Source organism: Caulobacter sp. GSs2 (genome assembly GCF_058680895.1).
The window spans coordinates 1,166,864-1,192,376 of record NZ_CM178725.1; the positions used below are offsets into that span (position 1 = coordinate 1,166,864).

At 66.8% G+C, this 25,513-nt stretch carries 20 protein-coding genes; 4 read left to right on the forward strand and 16 right to left on the reverse strand.

All coding sequences use genetic code 11. From position 1 onward, the window contains the following. Positions 1-15 precede the first annotated feature (15 nt). From ACW17Z_RS05755 to ACW17Z_RS05765, 3 genes are all read left to right on the forward strand, one after another. A complete protein-coding gene (locus ACW17Z_RS05755) occupies positions 16-693 on the forward strand; it encodes a hypothetical protein (RefSeq protein WP_492057952.1) in 678 nt (225 codons plus the stop codon). Continuing rightward, positions 693-1,781: a DUF2336 domain-containing protein gene (locus ACW17Z_RS05760; protein WP_492057953.1), complete on the forward strand. Its 1,089-nt coding sequence runs from the start codon at positions 693-695 to the stop codon at positions 1,779-1,781. Before ACW17Z_RS05755 ends, ACW17Z_RS05760 begins: the two co-directional genes overlap by 1 nt. A 94-nt stretch (positions 1,782-1,875) precedes the next feature. Beyond that, complete coding sequence (locus ACW17Z_RS05765; RefSeq protein ID WP_492057954.1) at positions 1,876-4,776, forward strand: M16 family metallopeptidase; 2,901 nt, start codon at positions 1,876-1,878, stop codon at positions 4,774-4,776. A gap of 63 nt (positions 4,777-4,839) precedes the next feature. On the opposite strand, the gene ACW17Z_RS05770 is transcribed toward ACW17Z_RS05765, so the two are convergent. Then, positions 4,840-5,772, reverse strand: coding sequence for a hypothetical protein (locus ACW17Z_RS05770; protein ID WP_419317921.1), 933 nt, complete (start codon positions 5,770-5,772; stop codon positions 4,840-4,842). A gap of 173 nt (positions 5,773-5,945) precedes the next feature. Between ACW17Z_RS05770 and ACW17Z_RS05775 the strand changes: the two genes are divergently transcribed. Next, a complete protein-coding gene (locus ACW17Z_RS05775) occupies positions 5,946-6,494 on the forward strand; it encodes a PAS domain-containing protein (protein WP_419317922.1) in 549 nt (182 codons plus the stop codon). Here the strand turns inward: ACW17Z_RS05775 and ACW17Z_RS05780 are convergent. The 15 genes from ACW17Z_RS05780 to ACW17Z_RS05850 form a co-directional block, all read right to left on the reverse strand. Beyond that, on the reverse strand, positions 6,491-6,919 hold the full coding sequence (locus tag ACW17Z_RS05780) for a globin domain-containing protein (protein WP_492057955.1): 429 nt from the start codon (positions 6,917-6,919) through the stop codon (positions 6,491-6,493). The genes ACW17Z_RS05775 and ACW17Z_RS05780 overlap by 4 nt on opposite strands. A gap of 5 nt (positions 6,920-6,924) precedes the next feature. Continuing rightward, positions 6,925-7,872 (reverse strand): aldo/keto reductase, encoded by a 948-nt coding sequence (locus ACW17Z_RS05785; protein ID WP_492057956.1) that lies wholly within the window; start codon positions 7,870-7,872, stop codon positions 6,925-6,927. A gap of 10 nt (positions 7,873-7,882) precedes the next feature. After that, the gene (locus ACW17Z_RS05790) at positions 7,883-9,547 is read right to left on the reverse strand and encodes a choline dehydrogenase (protein ID WP_492057957.1); all 1,665 of its coding nucleotides are present in this window, start codon (positions 9,545-9,547) and stop codon (positions 7,883-7,885) included. Between the two features lie 234 nt (positions 9,548-9,781). After that, on the reverse strand, positions 9,782-10,150 hold the full coding sequence (locus ACW17Z_RS05795; protein WP_492057958.1) for a GIY-YIG nuclease family protein: 369 nt from the start codon (positions 10,148-10,150) through the stop codon (positions 9,782-9,784). 128 nt (positions 10,151-10,278) lie between these two features. After that, complete coding sequence (locus ACW17Z_RS05800) at positions 10,279-10,605, reverse strand: hypothetical protein (protein ID WP_419317932.1); 327 nt, start codon at positions 10,603-10,605, stop codon at positions 10,279-10,281. A 273-nt stretch (positions 10,606-10,878) separates the two neighbouring features. Continuing rightward, complete coding sequence (locus ACW17Z_RS05805) at positions 10,879-12,444, reverse strand: M61 family metallopeptidase (protein ID WP_492057959.1); 1,566 nt, start codon at positions 12,442-12,444, stop codon at positions 10,879-10,881. Positions 12,445-12,461: 17 nt separating this feature from the next. Continuing rightward, entirely contained in the window at positions 12,462-12,716 is a 255-nt protein-coding gene (locus ACW17Z_RS05810; protein WP_492057960.1) for a hypothetical protein, read from the reverse strand. 113 nt (positions 12,717-12,829) lie between these two features. Then, positions 12,830-13,294, reverse strand: coding sequence for a chemotaxis protein CheW (locus ACW17Z_RS05815; RefSeq protein ID WP_419317936.1), 465 nt, complete (start codon positions 13,292-13,294; stop codon positions 12,830-12,832). A gap of 25 nt (positions 13,295-13,319) precedes the next feature. Continuing rightward, on the reverse strand, positions 13,320-14,828 hold the full coding sequence (locus ACW17Z_RS05820) for a methyl-accepting chemotaxis protein (RefSeq protein WP_492058492.1): 1,509 nt from the start codon (positions 14,826-14,828) through the stop codon (positions 13,320-13,322). 313 nt (positions 14,829-15,141) lie between these two features. Further along, a complete protein-coding gene (locus ACW17Z_RS05825; RefSeq protein ID WP_492057961.1) occupies positions 15,142-15,765 on the reverse strand; it encodes a class I SAM-dependent methyltransferase in 624 nt (207 codons plus the stop codon). A 320-nt stretch (positions 15,766-16,085) separates the two neighbouring features. Beyond that, on the reverse strand, positions 16,086-17,513 hold the full coding sequence (locus ACW17Z_RS05830; RefSeq protein ID WP_492057962.1) for a glycoside hydrolase family 30 protein: 1,428 nt from the start codon (positions 17,511-17,513) through the stop codon (positions 16,086-16,088). Further along, entirely contained in the window at positions 17,513-19,801 is a 2,289-nt protein-coding gene (locus ACW17Z_RS05835; RefSeq protein ID WP_492057963.1) for a beta-glucosidase, read from the reverse strand. The genes ACW17Z_RS05830 and ACW17Z_RS05835 overlap by 1 nt, the downstream gene beginning before the upstream one ends. Positions 19,802-19,824: 23 nt before the next feature. Continuing rightward, entirely contained in the window at positions 19,825-21,354 is a 1,530-nt protein-coding gene (locus tag ACW17Z_RS05840) for a tryptophan halogenase family protein (RefSeq protein WP_492057964.1), read from the reverse strand. Between the two features lie 112 nt (positions 21,355-21,466). Beyond that, positions 21,467-24,319: a TonB-dependent receptor gene (locus ACW17Z_RS05845; RefSeq protein WP_492057965.1), complete on the reverse strand. Its 2,853-nt coding sequence runs from the start codon at positions 24,317-24,319 to the stop codon at positions 21,467-21,469. A 137-nt stretch (positions 24,320-24,456) separates the two neighbouring features. Beyond that, entirely contained in the window at positions 24,457-25,506 is a 1,050-nt protein-coding gene (locus tag ACW17Z_RS05850; protein WP_419317949.1) for a LacI family DNA-binding transcriptional regulator, read from the reverse strand. Positions 25,507-25,513 lie beyond the last annotated feature (7 nt).

The following is a 25,513-nucleotide window of genomic DNA, read 5'->3' on the forward strand; positions in this document are numbered from 1 at the left end:
CCGTCAGGCCGCCTCATGCGCACCATGGTTCTCATCGCCGTCCTTGCTTGCGCCGCGTCCGCCGCGCGCGCCGAGGACACGCGCGAGAGCCGCTATGGTCCGCGACCAAGCCGCCAGACGGGCGCCCTGACACCCGCGTCGGGCTATGGCGGGCCGATCCTGAGCTGGGCCGGCAAGCAGGAGTCCGCCGCGCCGCGCGCCCAAGGCTCTCAGCCCGTATCGGAGCCCTGGCGTCAGCCCTATGTCGCGCCGCAGGCGCGCCAGACCATGACTAACACCCAGGCCCAGGCGCCGATGTCGGAACCCTGGCGGAGCCTTGGCGCACGACCACAGCCCACGGGGCCGCTCGCCCAGGCCGATCGTCAGCCCATCGCCCCCCCGCCCCAGATCAACCGCCCATCGATCCCGGCGGCGCAGCTCCAGGCCTCGCCCGCGACGATGGCGTCCTATTCGCCTCCGTCGCAGGCCATGGCCCCGAGCATGGCCCGCACCTATTCCGTAGGCCGGCAATATGGCCAGCAGCCTGACGCCCTGCCCCCGCTGCAGCCGAACGGCATGGTGTTCATCGCTCCGTCCGAAGAAGCGCCCCGCCTCAAGGACGACGAGCCCCGGCACGGTTCGGCCGAATGGCTGGCGGCCGGCGCGCGCGGCGACGAAGACGGCGAGCGCGACAACAAGGACCGGTCGCTCTGATGCAGTCCCGGCTTCACGACCTGATCGCCCTGGCCGACGAGCCGTCGAGCGAAAAGCGCCGCGAGCTGCTGCGCGGCGTCACCGATCTGTTCTTCGCCGGCGATGTCCACGACCCCGTGCAGATGGGCCTTTTCGACGACGTCATGAGCCAGCTGGCCGGCGAGATGGAAGAGGCTGTCAAGGTCGAGCTGGCCGAGCGCTTGAGCCACGCGCCGGCCCCGCCGCGCGGCCTCAACAGGGCCCTGGCCCTCGACAGCATCGCCGTCGCCCAGCCGATCCTGCGCGGCTCGTCCAGCCTGTCGGAAGAAGACCTGCTGGAAGTGGCCCGCACCCGCGGCCAGGACCATCTGCGCGCCATCTCGCAGCGCGCCAGCGTTCCCAGCGCGGTATCGGACGCCATCGTCCAGCGCGGCGATGACGACACGCTTGGCGTCCTGCTGCGCAATGAAGGCGCTGTACTGTCGCGTGAAGCGCATGAGGCCGTCGTCGACCGCGCCGCCGCCAATCCGGCCCTGCATGAGGCCGTCATCGACCGCCACAGCCTGCCGGTCGATCTGCTCAACGAAATGTACTTCATGGTCGAGGCCAAGCTTCGCGACCGGATCATGGAGAAGAACGCCGGCATGGATCCGGCCACGCTGGAAGCGGCGCTCAATGCCGGTCGCAAGCGCGTGGCCGCCCAGGACGGCGCCCTGCCCGTCGATCACGCCCAGGCCGAGAACGAGTTCAACGCCATCAAGGCCAAGGGCGGCGTCTCGCCCCAGGCCCTGGCCGGGATGCTGCGCGCCAAAAAGACCACGCTGTTCCTGGTCGCCCTGGCCGACATGGCCGATATCGACTTCCACACCGCCCGCAAGATCCTCGAGCGCCGCGAACTGGACGCCCTGGCCGTGGTCTGCAGGGCGGCCGATTTCGACCGCGCTCTGTTCCTGACCTTCGCCCTGCTGATCCTGGATCCGTCCGATGACGTGATGGGCAAGGCCAAGGTCTATGGCGAACTCTATGGCGCCCTGCCCCGGGACGCGGCGCTGCGGACCATCCGCTTCTGGCGCCTGCGCCGCCAGAGCGGCGACGGGGCCGCCGCCTGATCGCGGCTTTAGCGGGGCGCTGGCCGCCTTGCTTGCGCCTTCACGGACGCCCAAGGTGTGGCTTCGACCAAGCTCACCTAACCTTAGGCTGTCTATGATTCGCGCTTCGCGCCTGACACTTCTGGCCGCCGTCGGCCTGTCCCTCGCCGCCTGCTCGGCCCTGCCCAAGCTGTCCATGCCGTCCCTGCCTGGCAGGGAGGCGACCCTCGCGCCGGCCCAGCCCGCTGGGCCGGCCCTGGCGTCACTGAAGCCCGGTCAGTGGGCTCATGAGGTCTCGGACGTCGCGCCCGACCCCCGCGTGCGGTTCGGCGTCCTGCCCAGCGGCATGCGCTACGCCCTGATGAAGAACGCCACCCCGCCCCAGCAGGCCGCCCTGCGCCTGTGGTTCGACACCGGCTCGATGATGGAGGCCGACGACCAGCAGGGCCTGGCCCACTTCCTGGAGCACATGGCCTTCAACGGCAGCAAGAACGTGCCCGAAGGCGAGATGATCAAGATCCTGGAGCGCCACGGTCTGGCCTTCGGAGCCGACACCAACGCCTCCACCGGCCTCGACGAGACCATCTATCAGCTGGACCTTCCCAAGACCGACGACGCGACGGTCGACACCTCGCTGATGCTGCTGCGCGAGGCGGCCGGCGAGCTGACCATCGCGCCCGAGGCCGTCGATCGCGAGCGCGGCGTGGTGCTGTCGGAAGAGCGCACCCGCGACAGCCCCGGCTATCGCGTGGCCATCAAGTCGATGGACTTCCAGATGGAAGGCCAGCTGCCACCCAAGCGCATTCCCATCGGCAAGACCGAGGTGCTGAAGACCGCCCCCGCCCAGCGGATCCGCGACTATTACGAGGCCTATTATCGCCCTGAGCGGGCGGTGCTGGTGGCGGTCGGCGACTTCGACCTCGACGCCATGGAGGCCAAGATCAAGACCCGCTTCGGCGACTGGACCGCAAAGGGTCCGGCCGGCGCTGATCCCGTGGTCGGCAAGGTGGCCAAGCGCGGCGAGACCGCGAGGGTGATCGTCGAGCCCGGCGCGGCCCTGTCGGTGCAGCTATCCTGGGCCGGCGCGCCGGACGACAGGATCGAAACCAAGGCCGCCGACGAGCGCGACACGCTGAAGAACCTGGGCTTTGCGGTGCTGAACCGCCGCATGCAGGCCCTGAGCCGCGCGGCCGATCCACCCTTCATCGCCGGCGGCGCCTTTACTGGCGATCAGTACGGCGCCGTGCGCATGACCACCCTGGGCGCCACCGCCCAGCCCGGTCGCTGGCGCGAGGCGCTGTCGGCCCTGGACCAGGAACAGCGCCGCGCCGTGCAACATGGCGTGCGCCAGGACGAGCTGGACCGCGAGATCGCCAGCATGCGCTCATCCCTGGTCGCGGCCGTGTCGGGTGAGGCCACCCAGCGCACGACCGCCCTGGCCAGCGGCATCGTCGGAACCCTCGGCGACGGCGAGACCGTCACCAGCCCCAGCCAGAACCTGGCCGCCTTCGATGAGATCGTGAAGGGCCTGACCGCCGACCGTGTCAGCGCGGCCCTGAAAGCGGCCTTCGCCGGCCAGGGGCCGCTGATCCTGATCCCCAGCCCGACCAATATCGAGGGTGCCGAGAAGACTGTGCTCGCCGCCTATGCAGACGCCCGCAAGGTCGCCGTACTGCCCCCCGCCGCGCCTGGCGTCACGGCCTGGCCCTATGCCAGCTTCGGACCGATCGGCAAGGTCGCCGAGCAGAAGGACGTCACCGACCTCGACACCGTCTTCGTGCGGTTCGAGAACGGCGTGCGACTGACGGTCAAGCCGACCAAGTTCCGCGACGATCAGGTGCTGATCAAGGCCCGCATCGGTAACGGCCTGCTGGATCTGCCCTCGGGGGCCCAGAGCCCGCTGTGGTCCAGCTCGGCCTTCATTGAGGGCGGTCTCAAGCAGATCAGCGCCCAGGACATGGAGCGTGTGCTGAACGGCAAGATCTGGAACGCCAGCCTGGGCGTCGAGGATGACGCCTTCACCCTCAGCGGCCGCACGCGGCCCGAGGATGTCGGCACGGAACTGCAGGTGCTGGCCGGCTTCGCGATGGAGCCGGGCTGGCGGCCCGAGGCCTTCTCGCGGATCAAGACCTACTACGGCACCATTCACGACCAGCTGGAAACCACCACCGGCGGCGTCATCGGGCGCGACCTCAGCGGGCTGCTGCACAACGGCGACAGGCGCTGGACCTTCCCGTCCCGCACGGACATCGCCGCCGCCTCGCTCGATGGCCTGAAGGCGGCGGTCACCGATCCGCTCAGCAAGGGCGCGATCGAGGTCGTGGTCGTTGGCGACATCACTGTTGACAAGGCGATCGCCGCCGTAGCCGAGACCTTCGGGGCCCTGCCCACCCGCCCGGGTCTGGCCGATCCCGTCGCCGCGCGTCAGGTTCCCTTCCCCGCCCCGTCACAGACGCCGGTGGTGCTGACCCACAAGGGTCGCGCCGACCAGGCCCAGCTGTTCATGAGCTGGAGAACCGACGACCTGTTCTCCGACCTGCAGCGCTCACGCGACACCTCGGTCCTGGCCCAGGTGATGCAGTTGCGGCTGACCGACGAACTGCGCGAAAAGCAGGGGGCGACCTATTCGCCCTCGGCCGGGGCCACCCACAGCGTGATCTTCAACGACTGGGGCTATCTGTCGGTCAGCGTCGAGGTGCCGCCGGACAAGCTGGACGGCGTGGCCGCCACCATCCGCCAGATCGCCGCCGACCTGCGCGACAAGCCCGTTACCGAAGATGAACTGGAACGGGCCAAGAAGCCGCGCATCGACCAGATCGAGAAGTCGCGGGTCACCAACGAATACTGGCTGGGCAACCTGTCGGGCGCCCAGACCGATCCGCGGATCCTGGACGCCACCCGCTCGGTGATCGCCGGGCTGGAACGGGTCAAGGCCGCCGACGTCCAGAAGGCCGCCCGCACCTTCCTGGGCGAGGACAGGTCCTGGACCGTGCTGGTCAAGCCGGAAGCCAGGTAGACACGAAAAGGCCCTCCCGCCGGCTGGCGGGAGGGCCTGAACTTTTCCGGCGATGGCGAAGGTCTAGTAGACCACGCCGCCGACGCCGCCATCGAGGCTGAAGCTCATCGAAGACGCGCTGGTCTCACGGACCTGCTCCTCGCGATAGGCCGTGTAGGTCTCGCTGGTCAGGATGGTCAGGATCTTCACGCCAGCCCCAAAGCGGCGGAGCAGCGAGCGCTCGTTGCAGTCGCGGGCCGGACGCTGCGGACGGCAGGTCAAGGTCCCCGCCTGGCCGGCCTGGCCTGCGCCAGGAGCATGATAGAGGGCCTCGTTCTTGGCGCAGATGTACGTCTGGGCGCCGCGGCCATTGGTGCTGATGTCGATGCTGCTCTCGTAGTCGCCAATCACGTACTGCATGCGCGAACCGGCGATGCAGCGATACAGCTCGCCGTCATAGCGGTCGTCGATGTCGCGGTCGGGCGTGACCTGGGAGGCCGGGTGCGGCACGTCACGATCGTCCAGGCACACGGCGCGGATGACGACGCGGCGCAGCTTGGTGCGGGTGGCTTCATACGATGCGCGACGGCGCACTTCGCCGCCCTCGACATTGAGGCCCTGGATATAGCCGGTCGACATCGGACCAGAATAGTAACCGCCGTGACCGCCGCCACCATAATAGACGTTGGTGCTGGCGCCCCCGCCGGCCCCGGCGCCCGCGCCCGAAGACGCACCGGCCGAAGCCGTGGCGTTGGCATTGGCGTTGACGATCACCGTCGCGCCGACATTGATGTTCACGCCCGGAATATTGACGTTGTGACCCGGCGTGCAGCACGGGGGAGTGGGCGGTTTGGGAGGCTTAGGCGGAGGCGCCGGAGGCTTGCAACAGACCGGGGGCGGTGGCGGACAGCCGGTCGTGCAGCCCGCAGCATAGGCCGCGCCGCCCAGCGTCAGGCTTCCCAGCAGGGCGCCGAGGCCCCAGGTCAGCCCGCGCATCGATCGTTTCGGCGCCTTCATGGCGATCCCCTTCACACGACGTCGTCCGGCCGTTTGGCCAGCAAGAATCGAGCCGCCGCCCGCCTCCCGGTCGGCTTGCGCCAAAACGGGACGGTCGGGGCTTTGGCCCGGATCTCCTAGCAAGCCCCATGCGGCAAAAAACAGCCGTGGAAGGACCCGCTGAGGGGACGACGATGTTCCATCCAAGCACACAACGGTTGATAGACTATTGGCGCGACCGCAAAGGCGACGCGCCCGCGCCGTCGCGCGCCGACATCAATCCGGGCGATTTCACCGACCTTCTGCCTCAGGTCTTCATTGCCGGACGCGAGAAGCTGGGCCGCATGCCCTTCCGTCTGGCCGGCGGGTTCCTGGCCGACCTGCACGCCCGCGATCTGCGCGGCGAGGATCTGCTCAGCCTGTGGGCCCTGTCGCATCGGCTGGAACTGAAGTCGTCGCTGGAGATCGCCCGTCGCCGTTGCCAGCCGGTGGTGGTGACGGCCGACATTCGGGCCCAGGGGGTTCCGTCGGTCGGCATGGAGGTGCTGTTTGCGCCCCTGCGCGGCGTGGACGGCGAAACCGACCGGTTCCTGGGCCTCTATCAGCCCATCGCCATGACCGCGCGCCTGGAAGGTCGCCCGGCCTATGAACTGGGCGTTCGCCAGATCCAGCCCCTGGGCCTCGCCAATCAGGAAGGCGCGCGGCTGCGTCTGGCCACCCTGGACGGCCGCCGGATCGCCTAGCCCCTCGCCGCCTTTGCGGTCTCGAACTGGTTGGTATGGGTGACGTAGTAGTCCAGTTCGACCAGCAGTTCGCGCCAGGCCGCGTCGATCTCGGCTGTCCAGTCCGCGCCCAGCACCTCGCGCAGGGTGTCAGCCACCACGCCAAAGAAAGTCCCGAACACGTGCGGCGGCACGTCATAGCCGGCGTGGTTCATCGCTTCGGACTGGATCAGGGTGGCCGCGTATTGACGCTCGCCGATGAAGTCCAGGATGGCCCGGATCACCTGCGACAGCATCTCGCCGCGCACCTGGCCATTGGCGTCCATGCAGAACAGCGGCTCCATGTCCGGCTGCTGGCGAAAGAGCCGCTCATAGACCAGGGGCGTGAGATCGTCGCAGCGCTGGGCCGCCAGCTCCAGACTGCTTTCGATCAGCGCGGCGCTCATGGCGGCTAGCCCCGCCCGGCCGCGTCGAGGTCGGCGACCACCTCGGCGGGCAGGATCAGCCGAGCCGCGCCCATCAGCTCTTCCAACTGGGCGACGCTGGTCGCGCTGGCGATGGGGGCGGTGATGGCCGGATGGGCCATGATCCAGGCCAGCGCGATCTGGGCGTGCGTGGCTCCGGTCGCCTCGACGGCCTTGTCCAGGGCCGCCAGCACCCGAACGCCCTTGTCGTTCATGTAGTCGCGCTTGATCGTGTGTCGCCGCGCGCGCCCTTCAAGGTCGGCCTCAGCGCGATACTTGCCCGTCAGGAAGCCTGCGGCCAGACCGTAGAACGGAATGACGCCCAGGCCTTCCGCCGCCGTCAGAGCGGCCAGCTCACCCTCGACCTGGTCGCGGTCATAGAGATTGAACTTCGGCTGGATTGTCTCGTAGCGCGGCAGACCGTTGGCCGCCGAAGCCGCCAGGCTCTCGGCCAGCCGGGCCGGTGAGAAATTGGACGCCCCAATGGCCCGCACCTTGCCCGCCTTCACCAGGCGGCCATAGGCCTCCAGTGTCTCCTCGACCGGGGTCGCCGCATCGTCCTGATGCGACTGATAGAGGTCGATATGGTCGGTCTGCAGCCGCCGCAGCGAACCCTCGACCGCCGCCTCGATATTGGCGGCCGACAGGCCCGGCTGCTTGGGCCACATGGCCACCTTGGTCAGGATCAGCACGTCGTCGCGCCTGCCCCGCGCCTTCAGCCAGCGACCGATGACGCTCTCGGACTCGCCCCCGCCGTGCCCGGGAACCCAGGCCGAATAGACGTCTGCCGTGTCGACGGCGTTGAAGCCGCCGCCGACGAAGGCATCGAGCAGGCGATACGAGGTCGCCTCGTCCGCCGTCCAGCCAAAGACATTCCCGCCAAACACCAGCGGGGCGATCGAGAGGCCGGAACGGCCGAGGGGGCGACGCTGCATGGCTAGAGGATCACGCCGCCACCGCTCGTCCGTCCTCGAACACCGGCGCGTCCATCGGGGCCAGGGCCGCCTTGCCCATGATCATGTCCGCTGCCCGCTCGGCCACCATGATGGTCGGAGCATTGGTGTTGCCGCCCACCAGGGTGGGCATGACCGACGCATCCACGACCCGCAGGCCTGCAATCCCCTGCACCCGCAGCTGATCGTCGACCACCGCCATGGCGTCGCCCGCCGCGCCCATGCGGCAGGTGCCGACCGGGTGATAGATCGTCTCGGACTTGGCCCGGATCCAGGCGTCGAGATCGGCGTCGGCCCGCACATCGGCGCCCGGCGCATACTCGGCGTCACGATAGGGGTCCAGGGCCGCCTGGGCCGCGACTTCACGCGCCATGCGGACGCCCTCGCGCAGAGCGCGGCGATCCTCGTCGGCGGCAAGGTAGTTGCCCAGGATGGTCGGATCGTCGAACGGATCGGCCGAGCGCAGACCCACCGCGCCGCGGCTTTCCGGACGCAACTGGCAGACGTGCAGGGTGAAGCCGTCCTTCTCGATCAGGGTCTTGCCGTGATCCTGCATGATGGCCAGCACGCCATGGATCTGCAGGTCGGGACGGTCCAGGTCGGGCCGAGACTTCAGGAAGGCGCCGCTCTCCAGGAACTGCTGCCGCCCCATCCCCTTGCCCATCAGCATGTAGGAGAGGCCGGTGCCGAGCTTCCTGAGGCCCTTGTTGGCCGAATAGGCGGTCGTCAGGTTCTTGGTCGTCCACGACAGGCAGACGTCCAGGTGATCCTGCAGATTGGCGCCGACGCCCTTGGACTCCTGGACCACCGCCACGCCGTGCGACTTCAGCAGATCCGGCGCCCCGATGCCCGACAGCTGCAGGATCTGCGGCGACTGCACCGCGCCGGCGCTCAGCAGCACCTCGGCGTCGGCGTGGGCCGTGCGCTTTTCGCCGCCCTTGCCGACGACGTAGTCGACGCCGATGGCGCGGCCTTTCTCGATCAGGATCTTCGTCGTCCGGGCTTCGGTCACGCACGTCAGGTTCGGCCGCGACAGGGCCGCCGTCAAATAGGCCGCCGCCGCGCTCCAGCGCTTGCCGTCGCGGATGGTCAGGTCGTAGGGCCCAAAGCCCTCTTGTTGGTAGCCGTTGAAATCCTTGGTGGTCTTGTAGCCCGCCTGGCGGCCGGCCTCGATCAGGGCAGGATAGAACGGGCTGGGCGACTCGCCCCCGGACACGTGCAGCGGACCCTCGCCGCCATGATAGGCGTCGCCGCCCGCATGGTGGGTTTCCGAGCGCTTGAAATAGGGCAGCACCTCCGAATACGACCAACCCGACAGGCCCATCTGCCGCCACTGGTCATAGTCGCGCGCATGGCCGCGAATATAGATCATGCCGTTGATCGCCGAGGAGCCGCCCAGGCCCTTGCCGCGCGGCCACCATAGCTTGCGGTTATTCAGGTGCGGCTCTTCCTCGGTCCAGAAGCCCCAGTTCTGGTCGCCCTTGGCCTTGATCAGTTCACCGACCCCCGCCGGCATCTTGACCAGGATCGAGGTGTTCTTGCCGCCGGCTTCCAGCAGCAGCACCTTGATGTTGGGATCTTCCGTCAGTCGCGCGGCCAGAACGCAGCCCGCCGAACCGGCGCCGATGACGATGTAATCGAAGCGTTCGCTGGCCATGACCCTGACGCCCTCCCTGAATGTTATCATTGTTAAGGCAGAGAGTGACGCGGCTTTTCGCCCGATGCAAGACGGGCTGTGTATGTCGGCGCAACTTAGAAGTGGCCCAAAAGCAAGTTGGCATTGTCCCTTGCCGCAGGGCGTCCCTGGGACTCGCCCCTGGGCTCGGGGACGCGCCAGAAGCTGAGGTTGAGGTGGCTCCAGAAAGTGGACATTCACGCCCCCCTCAAGGGTTCAGTGACCACCCTCCACCCAAGGCACGCCGGCGGCTCTAAACGCGTCGGCGAGGGCTGCCTCGAGTTCCAAAGACTCCCACTGTCGCATGGGATTGAGGTGCTCGGTCAGGTCGGGGACCAGTCGCACACCAAACCGTTTGGCCGCGCTGCTGGCCTTGTAGCCGTTCTTGTGTTGATCAAAGCGCAGGTCGGGGTCGCGCGAAGTCTGGCCGACATAGACACCCCATGGGTCGGCCTTACGCGCATCGTGGAGCAAGATCACATAGACTGAGTGCCGGGCCCTGGCGGCGCCCCGGCTTGTCGCCTTCAGCGAGCGCGCAGCGCGCTCAGCTCTGAGCCACCACGAAGGGCCGCTGACCTGAACCATCCGTGAAGCCTAGCCGGTGGCAGCAACTGGCGCCACCAGCGGGCCGCAGCTCAACGCCGCCGAAGCTCAACCTATCGAGGGACGCTGACGCCGGCTTTCGGTCTAGCCGCTACCCCAGCTGCCCGACGTCAGGCGCCTGCGGGGGCGGTTTCGCCATCGCGCAGTTCATCGGCTCCGACGAAGGACACACCCTCTTCGTCCATGACCCAGGCCCCAAGGAAAGCGGGGTGGGACTGATCGATGTCCTCGTCGATCAGGTCGCCGTCATAAAGGCCCACGGTGCTAAAATCGAAATCCAGGGCCAGCTGGTGAGCCATGCCCACCATTTCTTCGGCCATGCGGCGCGAATAGCCCAGGGCTTCGCTGTCGTTTGTGAAATCGTCGCTCAGTGTGCTCACCTCCACCGCATCGCTGCCGTGGGTCGCGCTGGTGGTGACGATGGTGAAGGCGGGCATGGGAGACTCTCGCAGGTGGAGCGTCCACCTAGCCCGGTTCGTTCAAGAACGGGGCTAGATTCTGCAAAAGCCGTCCAAGCCGTCCGGGGTGAGCCCGCCGTACCTCTCTGCGCCAGCAACGCACTTTGAGCTGCCGGCAGTCCAGCGGCAACCGGTCTTCGCGTCATCGCGCGGGCGAGACTGTTCGCGGAGACCGAGCCGGAAGACGCCGCCGTTCAGGCGCCGTTTTCTAGCGCGTTCATCAATGCGTCCTGAGGGCGACTTGCGGCTCGATCATTGGGGTCCAAGCCAGGACCGCCGCCGGGCCGTCTGACTCTGGTTCGCGTTCGCCGCGCTCGATAGAACAAATTTGGCGCCGTCCTTGCCTTCGCTCCGCTTCAGGTCCAGCCCGTACAGGTCGAGCGCCTCGGCGTAGTCGACTTCGCCCGGAGCGCCGATGACGCTGGCGAACCAGTCCTGCAGCGGCTGACCCGCGACGCCTTCCGCCACCGCCGTGAACTCCTCCGGCCGGAATCCGGTCTTGCCAGAGTACTGGACGTAGGCCTTGCGCATGACGTCGTCGAGGCTGGCCTTGCCGCCGGTCAGCTTGCGGATATGCGCGTCCAGCAGGAAGCCCGCGACCTCGCCCTTGACGTAGTAGCTGACCGTCGCGTCCGAGGCGCCGACACCGGACAGGCTGTTCGACCACACCCCCATCGACGATTGCTCCAGCGACTGCTTCAGCCGGCCGGGGGCGTTCTGGAGGGCGGTGATCTGCTTTGACATCATGCCCAGATAGCGATCGTCGTCGATCAGCCCGCTCCGCCTCAGCATGAGGTTGCTGTAGTAGGAGGTCAGGCCCTCCGAGATCCAAAGGGTAGAGACGGTCGGGACTGTTTCGTAGTCGAAGGGACCCAGCTCCGCGGGGCGCAGTCGCTTCACGTTGAACGCGTGCTGGTACTCGTGGGCGAGCAGAGCCACGAAGGCGTCATAGCCCGGCGCGGTGGCGAACCGCTCGGGATTGACGTTCACGAAGGTCGAATGGCTATGCTCCAGGCCACCGCCAGTGTTGGTGCGGAAGGCGATCAGGAACGCATACTGCCGCCAGGGCTTCGCGCCCCAGAAACCGCGCGTCTCATCCACCACCTTCTTGAGATCGGAAGCCATCCGCGCCTTGTCCACGGCCACCGCGCCGCGGTTGTAGGCGATCTGGTGGCGCGTGCCCTTCGAGGTGAAGTCGAGGACCTCAAGGTCGCCGGCCATGATCGGGGAATCGACCAGCTCCTCATAGCTAGCGGCCGCAAAATGCGAAGCTGAGGCCGGCCCGACCCTCTTGAGACCGGTCGCGCTGACCCAGCCTTTGGGCAGGTCGAGAGCGACCTCTTGGCCAAGATACTCGCCGCCCTTGATGGTGATGTAGGTCGCCGAGCCGTTGAGCACGGCGTAGGTGGACGTCACCTCGTCCTTCGACACGGACCGTTCCTTCGCGGAAAGCACGTAGCGAACGACCAGCCGCTTGGCGCCGCTGGTGTTCACCGTCCAGCGATTGGAGCCGCCGTCTGTCACGGCCAGCTCGCGCCCGCCTTCGTCGTACGCCTGGAGGCGAAGGACGTTCTTCTTGTAGTCCTCCTTGACGTAGTAGCCGGGCGTCCAGACCGGGATGTAGAGGGTTTCTACCGGCTGGCTGACCGGGAGGCTCGCCTCGACATCCACCGTCTGGCCGGCCAGGTCATGAATGTGAATCTTGTAACCGATGACCGCGCGCTCGCCCGCAACGGCCTGCCGCCCCCCCGCCGCTCCAAGAGCCGTCGAGGCGACGAGCAGGGCCAGGAGCAGAACCGATCGTCGCGCGAGTTTCATTGCGGTCTCCATCGCCCTCATGGGCGAGCGTCGTTGCGGGCTACTGGCGATGCCTTCTGAGCGGCGGCGTAGAAGGAGTCCAGATCGGCTTTCATCTTCTTCAGCGCCGCGAGGTCGCCATAGGCCATGTGCCCCAAATGATAGCAGCTGACCCTGAGGTTCTTCTTCAGGTCGGGCGTCGAGGAGCGCCTGCCGGCGGACTGATCGCGGACGACCAGTTGGAAGTGGTCGATGAGCCGGCCGCGATTCAGCTGTGTCGTTCCTCTGGCCACCTGGCCTACCTCCGTTGCGGGAGTGGAGGGACAGCTCAAACCTGCGCCGACCGTGTACGTGGCGCTGCGAGGCGCAGGTTGATCAGCACATCCCGGCGAGCGGGCAGCCTTTTCTACGCTGCCTGACTCTGCGCAGGGAGCAGGGCCCTCACGACCAGTCGACTGAGCAGGCGGTCTTCGATCGGAATGATGGCGTCGACGAAGAGGTCTGGTGTGGTGGCTTCGATCTGAGGCGGCTCTTGCAGCACGCTCGCATCCACCTGAAAGGTTTCCTGAACGCCGTCGACCAGTACACCGGCCAGCTGCGCGCCGTGCTGGATCACCACGATCACGTGCCGTGACGACACCTCGGTCACGCCCAGACCCAACCGATAGCGCAGATCGATGACGGGCATCACCGCGCCCCGAAGATTGATCACGCCCAGCACGTAACCGGGCGTGTGAGGCATCGGCGTGGCCGGGGTCCAGCCCCGGATCTCGCGAACACTGCGGATATCGATACAGAACTCCTGGCCACCGATCTCGAAGGAGATCAGCTCCAGTCTACCCTCTCTGGACAGGCCGCCGTCGCTCACCATTCGTCTTGTCCGTGCCGCGCGTGGATCAGAACTCTTCCCAGGACTGGGTCGCCGCCTGTCCGCCGCCGCCGGGACGCGCGAAAGCCGCGATCTTGGCCTGGGACCGCGCAACGGGATTGGCCGCCGGGGCATGGCGACCGGCCTGGGCGGGTTCTAGCCGGGCGACAGGCTCGCCCGTCTGGAAGCGCGCGACCAGCGAGGCCAGCTCGGCAGCCTCGGTACTGAGGTTTGAGGCCGCCGCAGTGGCCTCTTCCACCATGGCCGCGTTCTGCTGGGTCACCTGGTCCATCTGGTTGACGGCGGTATTGACCTCATTGAGACCAGTGGCCTGTTCCTGAGACGATGTGGCGATCTCGGAGATCAATACGTCGATTTCAGCGATCTTGCTGACGATGCCCGTCAGGGCCTGTCCGGTGTCGCCCACCAGCCTGACCCCGCGCTCGACCTGGGCCGTGCTGCTGGCGATCAGGGTCTTGATCTCCTTAGCCGCTTCGGCGGAGCGTTGCGCCAAGGCTCGGACTTCCTGGGCGACGACCGCGAAACCCCGTCCCGCTTCGCCGGCGCGAGCTGCTTCCACGCCGGCATTCAAAGCCAAGAGGTTGGTCTGGAAAGCGATCTCGTCAATGACGCCGATGATCTGGGTAATCTGACCTGAGCTTTGTTCAATTTCGCCCATGGCCGTCACGGCGTCTCGCATGACGTCGCCCGAGCGGGCCGCATCGCTTCGCGCGCCCGAGGCCGTGGTCGAGGCCTGCTTGGCGCCTGCGGCGCTGCGCTTGACGGTCGCGGTGATCTCGTCGAGCGCCGCCGCCGTCTGTTCGAGGCTGGCGGCCTGCTGCTCGGTGCGACGCGACAGATCGTCGGAGGCCGACGAGATTTCATCCGCACCCGCGCGCAGGCCGCCCGTCGTCGCCGAAATGCTGCTCATCGTCGTCCGCAATGAATCAATCGCGGCGTTGAAGTCATCCTTGATCTGACCGTAGCGACCCAGGAACTGGGCGGTGATCCGGGCGGTCAGGTCGCCTTGCGCCATCCGCTTCAGGCTAGCAGCGAGGTTGGCGATAACCTCCTCCTGCTCCTCGGCAGCGCGGTGTCGCTCGGCCTCCAACCGGATGCGCTCGACCTCAACGGCCGTGATGTCGCTCGCAAACTTGATGATCTTGTAAGGCTTGCCGTTCTCGTCCAGCACGGGGTTGTAGGAGGCTTGAATCCAGCACTCCGCGCCCTGTTTGGTCACCCGTAAGAACTTGCGGGCCACGAACTGGCCACTGTTGAGCTCATCCCAGAAGGCGCGATACTCGGCGCTCGCCGCTTCGGCTGGCGGGACGAAAATCCGGTGATGCTGCCCTACGACCTCTTCGGCTCGATAGCCCAGAGCGTTCAGGAAATTGGCATTGGCTTTCAGGATGGTTCCGTCGAGCTTGAACTCGATCACCGCCTGGGAGCGATCCATGGCCGCGACCAGGGCCCTTAACTCGCGCAGTTCCAAAGCAATCGCAGCTTGCCTAGTCTTGGCCGTGCTTGAGAACAACATGGCGGCCCAATTCGCTCCAAGAACAACCTTGCAGAGAGCTTTGTCCAAAATTGCTAACGCCATCTTAATTGACGCCCCTCCGCCCCTGAGCGGCTCTGGAAAATCTACCCAATATGGGTAAATTTCCGAGTGGCGCGGCAATCCGCAGCGCGCTGCTGCGCGCCCTGCGAGACGGAACACGCAAGACGGTCGCCTTGATCAACTATCGCAAGTCGGGCGAGGCTCGTCGCCCGACGCAAGGCGGGCTGTGCCTGTCTGTGCAGGCAAGGAACGGGCGGCGGCCAAGGCGCCGCTTGATGGAACGGGATAGGCCTCAGGCGGAGAGCGCGACGCCAAGCTCGCACCAGCCCAAAGGCCGGGGCGCCTTGGGCATATAGAATGCCTTGGTCTCCTTGATCACGAACCCCGCGGCGGTGATCGCCGCGCCCACGGGCCGGGTAAGACGGCATCCGCCCGCCAGCGGCGTCCAGAAGGGTTCGATGCGTTTCTGCCAGCGCGCGACCGGGGCGTCGGGCGATAGCCCATGCTCGCAGAAGAGGAACCGGCCGCCCGGCTTCAGAACCCGGCGCGCCTCGGCCAAAACTGCGGTGGGTGTGTGCACCGAGCAGAGGGTGAAGGTGCAGACGACGGTATCGAAACTCTGGCTGTCAAAGCCCATCTGCTCGGCCTCCCCCGCCAGGATCTCGACCTTGAGACCTTCCGGGCGCGGCGCGGCCAACGCCCGATCGCGCAAGCCCTCCGATGGATCAATGCCGGTGACGCTGGTCACCCGCGACGGATCATAGAAAGCCAGGTTCAGCCCACCGCCGATCCCCAGCTCCAGAACCCGTCCTTCCGCCTGTGGCACCACCCGGGCGCGCTGCTTGGCGATGGCCCCCGCCCCACAGGCGCAGCCGATGACACGAGGCAGAATGTGGCGATCATAGAAGGACGTCATGGCTTGTGCTTTCCCTGCGCTCGACAAGTCGTAGGCGCCTCCCGGCGAGGGTCAAGGCCTCCCTGTCAGCGATCCCCCGGGCTTTGGCGGGCGCTCTTCACCGGCGCAAAAGGCCTGCGCGCGTCTCGTCGCTGGCACGCTCAGCATATGCGGCTGGCCTGAGCCCGCCGTACGGGTCGGGCCGAACTTGGGAACGTTTAGCGGCTCAATCGGCGATGAACCGATAGCCGACGCCCGGCTCGGTCTCGATGATCTTCGGACGGGCGGGACGCGGCCGCGACGGCAAAGGCCCCGTAACAGACCGGCTCAGGACCGCAAGGCTACCAGACCAGCGTCGCTGCGGACCGCGCCGGGATCGTCGCCCTGAACCGGCGACCACCGTCGGCGACGGCGAAGGCGGATGGGGTTTGACCGCCGTTGAGCACGATCAGGACGCGCCCGCCGTCGCGGTTCAGGAACGCCACGGTCTCCAGATCGCCGACCTTGGCGGGCGATCCGATGCGAACGGCGCCGGGCTTCACAAAGCGGCTGGCGTGACCGAACGCGTAGTACTCCTGGTTCCGTTCGACGGCGCCGGTGCGGCTGTCGATGGTCACCACGCCGCGACAGTCTCCGCAGCCGCCGGCGTGCGGGCCATAGGCCTCATCCAGGGCCAGGTTCCACATCAGCACGCCACGCGCGCCGCCGCGCGTCGAGCCGATGATCAGCTTGCTCATCATCCAGCTGAAGCTTTCATCGAACTTCGGCGACCACTGCCCACCGGAGCATTCGGTGAAGAACACATCCTTGTCGGGATGGGCCGCCGCCACCTGCGCCTGGGCCGAGACGTCACCGCCGTAGCAGTGCCAGGCGACGCCCGAGACGAAGGCCCGGGCCCGGGCGTCCGCCAGCACGGTCAGGGGCTGTTCGGGATGATCCCAGTTGTGGTCCCAGTCGAGGATGCGGGTCTTGATCCGCTCGCGCTGGAAGACCGGTCCCAGGTTCTCGCCGAAGAAACGGGCGCGATCGGGCGCCGACCAGCGCATGCCCGGATAGTTCTCCGGCTCGAAATCTGGCTCGTTCTGGATGCTGAGATAGTCGGTGGGCACGCCGACCTTGCTGGCGGCCTTCACATAGCGGGCGAAGAACTCGGCATAGACGGGATAGGCCTCGGACTTCAGCTGCCCTTTCACCAGGGAGTTGGTGGTCTTCATCCAGGCCGGGGCGCTCCAGGGCGAGGCCATGACCTTCAGGTCGCGATTGATGGCCAGGGCCTGTCGCACGGTCGGGAAGACGTACTGGGCGGGCCGCTCGATCGAAAAGGACTTCAGCTCCGGATCAGGCGCGCCGCCGGGCGCGTCGTCCAGACTGTAATGATCGAGCGAAAAGTCGGACGCGCCGATCGTCACCCGCGTGAAACTGAAGCCCAGACCGCCCTCGCCCCGCCCGAACAACTCGCCCATCAACTGGTCGCGTTGCTGAGGCGAAAGCTTGGTCTGAATCAGCCAGGCCGAGGCGTCGGTGATCGCCGCGCCAAAGCCGACCATGGTCTGGTGGCGCTCGGCGGCGTCGACGACGAGCAAGGGAGCGCTCGCGCTGTCGTCGACCTCCATGAAGGTCGACGGCCCTTGCTCGGCGAGCAACTGCGAGCGATCGCCCGTGGTGATCCAGGCCCGCGCCGTCGACGGACCGGCCTTGGGAAGCGCGGCGCAGCCGCCGAAGGTCAGGGCGATGGCCGCCAGGGCCGTGGCGAGGCCGGACCGGCGCATCAGGGCTTCCTTGACCAGGACCTCAACTGGGCCTTGCCGGTCAAGGCGGTGTCGCCCGCATGGCGGCCGACATAGAGAGGATAGGTTCCGGCGGCGATTGTCCAGCCGGGCTTGGCGACATCATAGTCAGCGAGAAGACGCGGTTCGACCTCCAGCGTGACCCGCCGGGTCTCGCCCGGAGCAAGGTCCACCTTCTGGAAGCCGGCCAGGCGCAGCATCGGACGGCGGGCGCCGGCCGTGACGTACAGTTGAGGCGTATCGGCGCCGGCGACCTTGCCGGTATTGGTCACATCGAAACTGACCTTCAGCCCGTCGCCGTCCTCGACCTTGAGATTGGCGTAGTCAAAGCGGGTGTAGGACAGGCCATAGCCGAACGGATAAAGCGGCTGCAGTTTCTGCTGGGCGTACCAGCGATAGCCGACGGCGGCGCCTTCAACATAGCTGACCGGGAAGCCCTTGATCGGTCCGGCCTTCTGACCGGCGCGGCGGGCGTCGTCGATGGCGGCCTGTTCGGCGAAACCCGGCGCGCTGGCGCGCGGGGCCTGTTCGGCGGTTTTGGGGAAGGTCATCGACAGACGGCCCGACGGATTAACCTCGCCAAACAGCAGGCGGGCGATAGCCTGGCCGCCGCGCTGGCCCGGATACCAGGCCTGCAGCACCGCGCCGACGCGGTCGAGCCACGGCATCAGCACCGGGCCGCCGGTCTCCAGCACGACGATGGCGTTCTTGTTGGCGGCCGAGACGGCCTCGATCAGGGCGTCCTGGTTCTCGGGCAGGGCGATCGAGGGCGCGTCCTGGGCCTCGGTCTGCCAGTGCCAGGCAAAGACGATCGCGACATCGGCGTCCCTGGCCGCCGCCGCTGCGGCGACGGGGTCCTTGCCGTCGACATAGATCACCTGGGCGTTGGGCGCGGCGGCCCTGATCGCCTCCAGCGGCGACGAGGCATGCCAGGTCACCCGGACGAACGACGCCGCCTCCCCGCCGTTCAGCGGGATCTCGACCGGAGCGCCGCCGACCGACCGGACCTGGGACGAGCCGCCGCCCGAGATCACGCCGACATCGGCATGGGCGCCGATCAGCACGATCTTCCGGGCTGTCCTGGCCAGCGGCAGCAGATTGCCGTCGTTCTTCAGCAGCACCGAACCCCGCTCGGCCACCGCCTGGGCGACCTGGGCGTGGGCGGCATAGTCGATGGGCTGGGCGATCGTCGAGATCGGGTTGTCCATCAGGCCCGAGGTGATCACCCCGTGCAGGATGCGGCGGACCATGTCGTCGACGCGGGCCTGACTGACCTCGCCCTTGGCCACCGCAGCCTTCAGGTCGTCGCCGAAGAAGATCTGGGTATCCAGTTCCTGGCCCGACTGCTGGTCGAGCCCCGCCAGCGCCGCCTTGGTGGTGCTGTGCACCGCGCCCCAGTCCGACATCACCCAGCCGGGATAGTTCCAGTCGCGCTTGAGCACCCTGTTCAGCAGGTGGTCGTTCTGGCAGGCCCAGTCGCCATTGACCTTGTTGTAGGCGCACATCACCGAGGCGGGATTGCTCTTCTCGATGGCGATCTGGAAGGCCAGCAGGTCACTTTCCCGCAGGTCGGCCTCGTCGATCTGGGCATCCATCACGTGGCGGCCGGTCTCTTGGGCGTTGAGGGCAAGGTGCTTGATCGTCGAGACGATGTTGTTGCTCTGGACACCCCTGATCTGCGCGCCGGCCATCTCGCCGGCCAGCAGCGAATCCTCGCCCAGATACTCGAAGTTTCGCCCCGCCCACGGGTCGCGGGTCAGGTTCACGCCGCCGGCCAGCAGCACGTTGAAGGTCTTGGCCCGGGCCTCGGCGCCGATCATGGCGCCGCCCTGATAGGCCAGTTCGGGCTCGAAGGTGGACGCCAGGGCCAGGCCTGACGGCAGGGCCGTGGCCACATCGCCCTTGCGCTGCTCGACCTGGTTGGCGACGCCCAGGCTGGCGTCGCTCTGGCGCAGGGTCGGAATCTTCAGGCGCGGCACGCCGGGCACATAGCCGGCAGACGGGATCATGTCGGCCGCGACCGTCTTGGTCATCGGCGGGAACAGGCCGTGCAGGTAGCTGATCTTCTCGTCCAGGGTCATCTGCCGGACCAGGGCGTCGGCCCGGGCCCAGGCCGGGTCACCGGCGCGGGGCGCCAGCGGGGCGCTGTCCTGGGTTGGCATGACCTGGGCCATGGTCGCGGCAGCCGGCGTCAGGGCCAGCAGAGCCACGGCGGCTGTGGTCCGGCACAGGATCCGCAGGGCGGACAAGGGCAGGGCTGCGGTCGTCATGGCGATACTCCGTGGGCTACAATCTAGAGGGCGAGGGCTTTGGACTGGACCAGCGGCGGCGCGGGGCAGGTCCGGGCGACGAACTCGGCGTGGCCGGGCATGAGGTTCACGCACTTGCCGATGACGGTCTCGATATTGGCCAGATAGCGGGCGATCTCGTCGTCGGACTGGACGCCGACCAGCGGATCATGGCCGCGCGGGATGACGCCCTGGCCCAGGAACACCTGGATCCAGCTCTCCTCGGTGAAGAGCTCGTCGTCCTCGCGAAAGACCCGGCCGTTGGCCGAGAACAGATCCATCTTCCGCCGCAGGGTGGCGGGAATGTCCATGTCGCGGCAGTAACGCCAGAACGGCGTGTCGTCGCGCTGGGTGGCCTTGTAGTGCAGGATGATGAAGTCGCGGATGCGCTCGTATTCGAAGTCGCTCTGGCGATTGAACTCGTCGATCCCGGCCTGATCGAAACCGGCGTCCGGCAGCAGCCGGACCATCCGGATGGCCGCCGACTGGATCAGGTGCAGGCTGGTCGATTCCAGCGGCTCCAGAAAGCCACTGGCCAGGCCAATGGCGACGCAGTTCTTGTTCCAGATCTTGCGGCGCTTGCCGGTCACGAACCGGATACGCAACGGGTCGGCCCGCTGGGCCCCGTCGAGATTGTCCAGCAGGACGCGCTCGGCCTCGTCATCGTCGATGTGCTGGCTGGAATAGACGTGGCCGTTGCCGGTGCGATGCTGCAGCGGGATCCGCCATTGCCAGCCGGCCGAGCGGGCGGTCGAGCGGGTGTAGGGCGTGAAATCCTCGGAGCGGTCGCATGGCACGGCGATGGCGCGGTCGCACGGCAGCCAGTGCTTCCACTCCTCATAGCCGGTCTTCATGGCCTGCTCGATGATCAGGCCCCGGAATCCCGAGCAGTCGACGAAGAAGTCGGCGGCGATGACCTCGCCGTCGTTCATGGTCACCGACTGGACGAAGCCGTCCTCGGGTCTCAGCGTCACATCGACGATCCGGCCCTCGCGCCGCTGCACGCCGCGCGCCTGGGCAAAGCCGCTGAGATAGCGGGCATAGAGGCCAGCATCGAAATGGAAGGCGTGGGCGATATGGCCCATCGGCGAGTCGCCCATGTCGGGGCGGGCGCGCATGAACCGGTCCTGCAGCGCGGCGGCCGTATTGATCGACAGGTTCGAGAAATTGCCTTCGCGGCCCAGTTCCCGCATGCGCAGCCAGTACTGGTGGCAACGCAGCCATCCCAGATCCTGGCCGATGACGCCAAAGCCATGGATGTAGCTTTCGCCCTTGCGCCCCCAGTCCTTGAACTGGATGCCCAGCTTGAAGCTGCCCTGCGTGCCGCGCAGAAACGCATCCTCGTCCAGGCCCAGAAGCTCGTTGAACTTCTTGATGGCGGGGATCGTCGCCTCGCCCACACCGACCGTTCCGATCTCTTCGGACTCGATCAGGACGATTTCATACAGCCCCTGGAGCAGGCGCGCGCAGAGGGCGGCTGTCATCCAGCCGGCCGAGCCGCCGCCGGCGATCAGGATCTTCTTCAGCGGTTGCATAGCCCGCCTCCCATGAGGTTGAAGGTCGGGGCCGCGGGGAGTCGGCTCCGACCTTCACCGGTTCTTGCCTGTGCGCGGACCGCTCCTGGAAGCCGTCCGCGCGATGTCAGGGTTAGAACCGATAGTTGACGCCGAACAGGATCTGACGGCCGTACTTTTCGTAGGTCTCGGGCAGGGTGGCGCCGCCGCTGGTGGTCGTGCCGCCACCATCGAGGCCCAGACGCGTGCGGTAGGGCGAGTCCGTCAGGTTGTTGACCTGTAAGAGGAAGCCCAGGTTCTCCAGCCGGCCCTCCTGGAAGGTGTAGCCGATCTGGGCGTCGACCTGCTTGTCGGCCAGGATCTCGGTGAAACCTCGCGTGGCGAACAGCTGCACCACCTCGCCCTTGAAGGCGGAGCGATAGCGCTGGCTGATCCGCGCCTGGAAGCCGCCGCGTTCATAGTAGCCGGTGACGTTATAGACCGTTCCCGACAGACCCGGGATGCGCACCTTCTGTTTCGGATCGGTGCTGGTGGTCGGATTGAGGTTCGACTCCGTCAGCGACAGGCTGCCCTGCATGCCGAAGCCCTTCAGCGGATCGATGATCTCACCCAGGTCAACCGCGCCGCTGAACTCCAGCCCCTTGACCTCGCCGCCCTTGCCGTTGGCCGGCAGGGTGATCTGGCCGATATTGCTGATGACGATGCCCGGCGGGATCGCCGTCGCGGTCGACGGCAGCGGGATACCCGTGAAGTCGAACGTGCCGGTCTGCTGATAGATGTAGGTGTCGAGCTTCTTGTAGAACGCAGCCACCGACAGGTAGGTCGCCGGACTGACGTACCACTCGTAGGCAAGGTCAGCGGCCTTGGCCATCCAGGGCTTGAGGTTCGGATTGCCACCGCTGGCCGACCACGGATTGACAGTCGTGCCCGGCGCGCAGGGCTGGCCGCTGCAGACCAGCGAATTGAAGCCCGGCGTCACATTGGCGCGCAGGTCGTCCATGCGCGGACGGGCCATGGTCTTGGACAGGGCGAAGCGCAGACGATGACCGCCGCCCAGGTCGTAGATCATGTTCAGGCTGGGCAGGACGTCGGTGTAGTCGGCCCCGTCCTTGATCTTGGTCGGGACGATAGGCTTGCCCGGCTCCAGGCCATTGATCACGACGCCGCTCGAGTCCTGCGACTGCTTGACCACCTGAACGCCCAGATTGCCGCGCAGATCGCCGACCTGGAAGTTGGCCTTGGCGAAAGCGGTCGTGACCTCCTCGGTAATCGCCCAGTTCTTGTCGAAGTAGTTGGCGTCGAGGATCGGCGCAGCGTTGTAGTACTTCTTCCAGACGTCGCCGATCTTGACGCTGAGCACGCCGCCAAATCCGGCGAAGCCAAGCTGGGTCGGGTCGACCAGATCGCCGGCGTCCACATAGACCTGCTGGCGGCCGTTCTTGAGGAACAGGTCGTTGTCCAGGACGGACTTGGTCTTTTCGCGCTTGGTGTAGTTCAGGCCGACATCGACGCCGGTGATGAAGCCGTCCATCTCGTGCTCAAGGCGCAGGTCCAGAGCCGACACGTCTTCCTTCACGTGTGGATAGCGGATCGCCCCATCGTGGCCCCAGCCGCCCCAGGGGGCGCGGTCGCCGAGGGTGACCTTGGTGGCGTCGGCATAGTTCAGGCCTTCGTCATATTGCGAGAAGCCCTTGTCGGCGACCTGGAAGCCGATGGTGTCAAAGGTGCGCCCGACATCCGGAGTACCGGGCTTCACCCCGCCCACGCCCTGGCCATAGCCGGCGTAGGTTTCCATGATCTGTTCTTTGCGCTTGTTGGAAGAATAGGACAGATCCGCCAGCAGCGTGGTGTGCTCGCTCAGCTTGAACTCGTTGTTCAGCCCGGCCGAGAACAGCTGGTCCTGGCGCTTGTTGAAGTCGTTGCGCAGCTGCAGAACGCCCCGGTTGAGGGTGCCGCTTTCGGCGAAGGTCGAGCCGCCCAGCTGCTTGGTCTTGACGTTGGTGAAGGTGGCGTTGTCGGCCCAGCCGTTCGAGAACCACTGCGCGCCGCGCGTGGTCTCGTTCTGCTTGAAGGTCGAATAGTAGAGGTCGAGGGTCGAGTGGATGCGATCGTTCGGCTGATATTCGAAGATGCCGATGGCGGCGTCGCGCTTGTTCAGGCGCGAGGTGACGAAGATCTCCTGGCCGTTCAGCATCAGGGCGTTGTCGGCGCTGTCGGGCGTGACGGCGAAGCCGAAAGCCTCATAGCCGTAGGCCTTGTAGTGCTTAACCTGCGAAGGCGAGTCGAGGTGCGCATAGCCTAGAGCCACACCGATTGTGTCGTCGGCGAACTGATTGATATAGCTGGCGCTGAAACGGCCGCCGCGATTGGCGACGTCGTCATTGAGCTTCTTGCCGGCCGTCTGTTCGCCCCGCAGGTTCAGGACCAGGGCGCGGCGCCCATAGGCCAGCGGACGCACGGTGCGCAGATCGGCGGTGCCCGAGAGGCCCATGCCCGAGACCTGGGCGTCGGGCGTCTTGTAGATCACGACGCTGGACAGCAGTTCCGACGGATACTGGTCGAACTCGACGGCGCGGTTGTCGCCGGAGCTGGCCTGCTGGCGGCCGTTCAGCAGGGTGGTGGTGAAGTCGGGCGCGAGGCCCCGGATCGAGATCACCTGGGCGCGACCATTGACGCGCTGGGCCGCCAGACCCGGCAGGCGGGCGATGGACTCGCCGATCGACACGTCGGGCAGCTTGCCGATGTCTTCGGCCGAGATCGCCTCGACGATTGAGGTCTCGTTCTTCTTGATGTTGATCGAGTTCTGGATGCCGGCCTTGATCCCGGTAACGACCACCGCTTCGACGGTGTCGGCGTCGGGCCTGTCCGGGACCTCCTGGGCATTGGCGATCGAGCCTGCCAGCGCCACGGTGATCGCAGCGACGGAGGCTGTGGCATAGAATCGACTGATCGACGGACGCGCCCGGCGCGTGATGCGGTTTCGCATAGCTCTCCCCTGAACTGCGCCCGTTGTGGCGGCGCTTCTTGTCGTTTTCACACCAACCGCCCGTCTTGAGCTAATTGGAAGCGCTTCCAATTAGCGATCCGTCGACAACGTTGTCAAGTTTGAAACAGAAACGGCGTTCAACGACCCGGCAGCGGCGCGGTTGTTTGTCGCGAAACGACCATATGGTCGAGAAGATGGAAGACGGGCTCGGACGCCAGATTGGCGCCGGTCAGACGGGCGACAAGAAGCTCGACGGCCCGCTGGCCGAGGTCCTTCACCGGTTGATTCACCGTCGTCAGTGGCGGCCAGACGATCCCGGCGACCGGCGCATCGTCGAAGCCGGTGATCGACAGATCGCCGGGAATGCTCAGCCCCCGAGCGTGAGCGGCCGACAGCCCTCCGGCGGCCATGTCGTCATTGGCGCAGACCAGGACCGTCGGCTTCAGGGCGTGATCCAGCAGTTCCGGCGCCAGGCGGGTGCCTGACCGGAACGTGAAGTCGCCGCGAACCATGACATAGGCCTCGTCGCCAAGCCCCTGCTCGGCCAGGGCGCGCTTGAAGCCTTCCAGGCGTCGGTCCGCCGAGAGGTGCCCCTCCAGGCCGGCGATGAAGCCGAACCGGCGATGACCCAGGCGCAGAAGCTCACGGGCCATGTCGTAGCCGCCGGCCTCGTCATCGATGCCGACGCTGTCTGCCCTGCCCCGCCCCATCCCGCCCGGCGACACCGCCACCACGCGACAGCCCAGGGCCAGCGCCGCGTCAATCAGTTCGACGTCATCGCTGTAGGGCGGCGAGAGGATCAGACCCTCACAGCGCTGGGTCGTGATCAGGTCCATCACCCGCTTCTGACGATCAGGCGTATTCTGCGGCACGTTCTGGATCAGCACCTGGTAGCCCAGGGCCAGACAGGCGCGCAGGGCGCCAAGTTCCAGAGCGGACTCGTAGTAGGAATTGGGCTCCTTGTCGGGGTCGGACGCGAACACAAAGGCCAGCAGCCGGCTGGCGCCGCCCGCCAGGCTGCGCGCCTGGGGATTGACCTTGTAGTCCAGGCTTTCGACCGCCCGCATCACCCTGTCGCGCACCTCGTCGCGGACATTGGGCCCGCCGTTCAGCACGCGGGAAACCGTGACGCGCGCCACGCCAGAGACGCGGGCGACATCGTCAATGGTCGGCTTCTTGGATTTCAAGCGACCC

Excerpts from the sequence above, each read along its gene's own strand:
- ACW17Z_RS05800 (WP_419317932.1), bottom strand. The coding sequence starts at position 10,605 with ATGCCCGCCTTCACCATCGTCACCACCAGCGCGACCCACGGCAGCGAT.
- ACW17Z_RS05780 (WP_492057955.1), bottom strand. The coding sequence starts at position 6,919 with ATGAGCGCCGCGCTGATCGAAAGCAGTCTGGAGCTGGCGGCCCAGCGC.
- ACW17Z_RS05755 (WP_492057952.1), top strand. The coding sequence starts at position 16 with ATGCGCACCATGGTTCTCATCGCCGTCCTTGCTTGCGCCGCGTCCGCC.
- ACW17Z_RS05760 (WP_492057953.1), top strand. The coding sequence starts at position 693 with ATGCAGTCCCGGCTTCACGACCTGATCGCCCTGGCCGACGAGCCGTCG.
- ACW17Z_RS05765 (WP_492057954.1), top strand. The coding sequence starts at position 1,876 with ATGATTCGCGCTTCGCGCCTGACACTTCTGGCCGCCGTCGGCCTGTCC.
- ACW17Z_RS05805 (WP_492057959.1), bottom strand. The coding sequence starts at position 12,444 with ATGAAACTCGCGCGACGATCGGTTCTGCTCCTGGCCCTGCTCGTCGCC.
- ACW17Z_RS05790 (WP_492057957.1), bottom strand. The coding sequence starts at position 9,547 with ATGGCCAGCGAACGCTTCGATTACATCGTCATCGGCGCCGGTTCGGCG.
- ACW17Z_RS05825 (WP_492057961.1), bottom strand. The coding sequence starts at position 15,765 with ATGACGTCCTTCTATGATCGCCACATTCTGCCTCGTGTCATCGGCTGC.
- ACW17Z_RS05835 (WP_492057963.1), bottom strand. The coding sequence starts at position 19,801 with ATGACGACCGCAGCCCTGCCCTTGTCCGCCCTGCGGATCCTGTGCCGG.
- ACW17Z_RS05795 (WP_492057958.1), bottom strand. The coding sequence starts at position 10,150 with ATGGTTCAGGTCAGCGGCCCTTCGTGGTGGCTCAGAGCTGAGCGCGCT.
- ACW17Z_RS05840 (WP_492057964.1), bottom strand. The coding sequence starts at position 21,354 with ATGCAACCGCTGAAGAAGATCCTGATCGCCGGCGGCGGCTCGGCCGGC.
- ACW17Z_RS05770 (WP_419317921.1), bottom strand. The coding sequence starts at position 5,772 with ATGAAGGCGCCGAAACGATCGATGCGCGGGCTGACCTGGGGCCTCGGC.
- ACW17Z_RS05820 (WP_492058492.1), bottom strand. The coding sequence starts at position 14,828 with ATGTTGTTCTCAAGCACGGCCAAGACTAGGCAAGCTGCGATTGCTTTG.
- ACW17Z_RS05775 (WP_419317922.1), top strand. The coding sequence starts at position 5,946 with ATGTTCCATCCAAGCACACAACGGTTGATAGACTATTGGCGCGACCGC.
- ACW17Z_RS05830 (WP_492057962.1), bottom strand. The coding sequence starts at position 17,513 with ATGCGCCGGTCCGGCCTCGCCACGGCCCTGGCGGCCATCGCCCTGACC.
- ACW17Z_RS05845 (WP_492057965.1), bottom strand. The coding sequence starts at position 24,319 with ATGCGAAACCGCATCACGCGCCGGGCGCGTCCGTCGATCAGTCGATTC.
- ACW17Z_RS05815 (WP_419317936.1), bottom strand. The coding sequence starts at position 13,294 with ATGGTGAGCGACGGCGGCCTGTCCAGAGAGGGTAGACTGGAGCTGATC.
- ACW17Z_RS05785 (WP_492057956.1), bottom strand. The coding sequence starts at position 7,872 with ATGCAGCGTCGCCCCCTCGGCCGTTCCGGCCTCTCGATCGCCCCGCTG.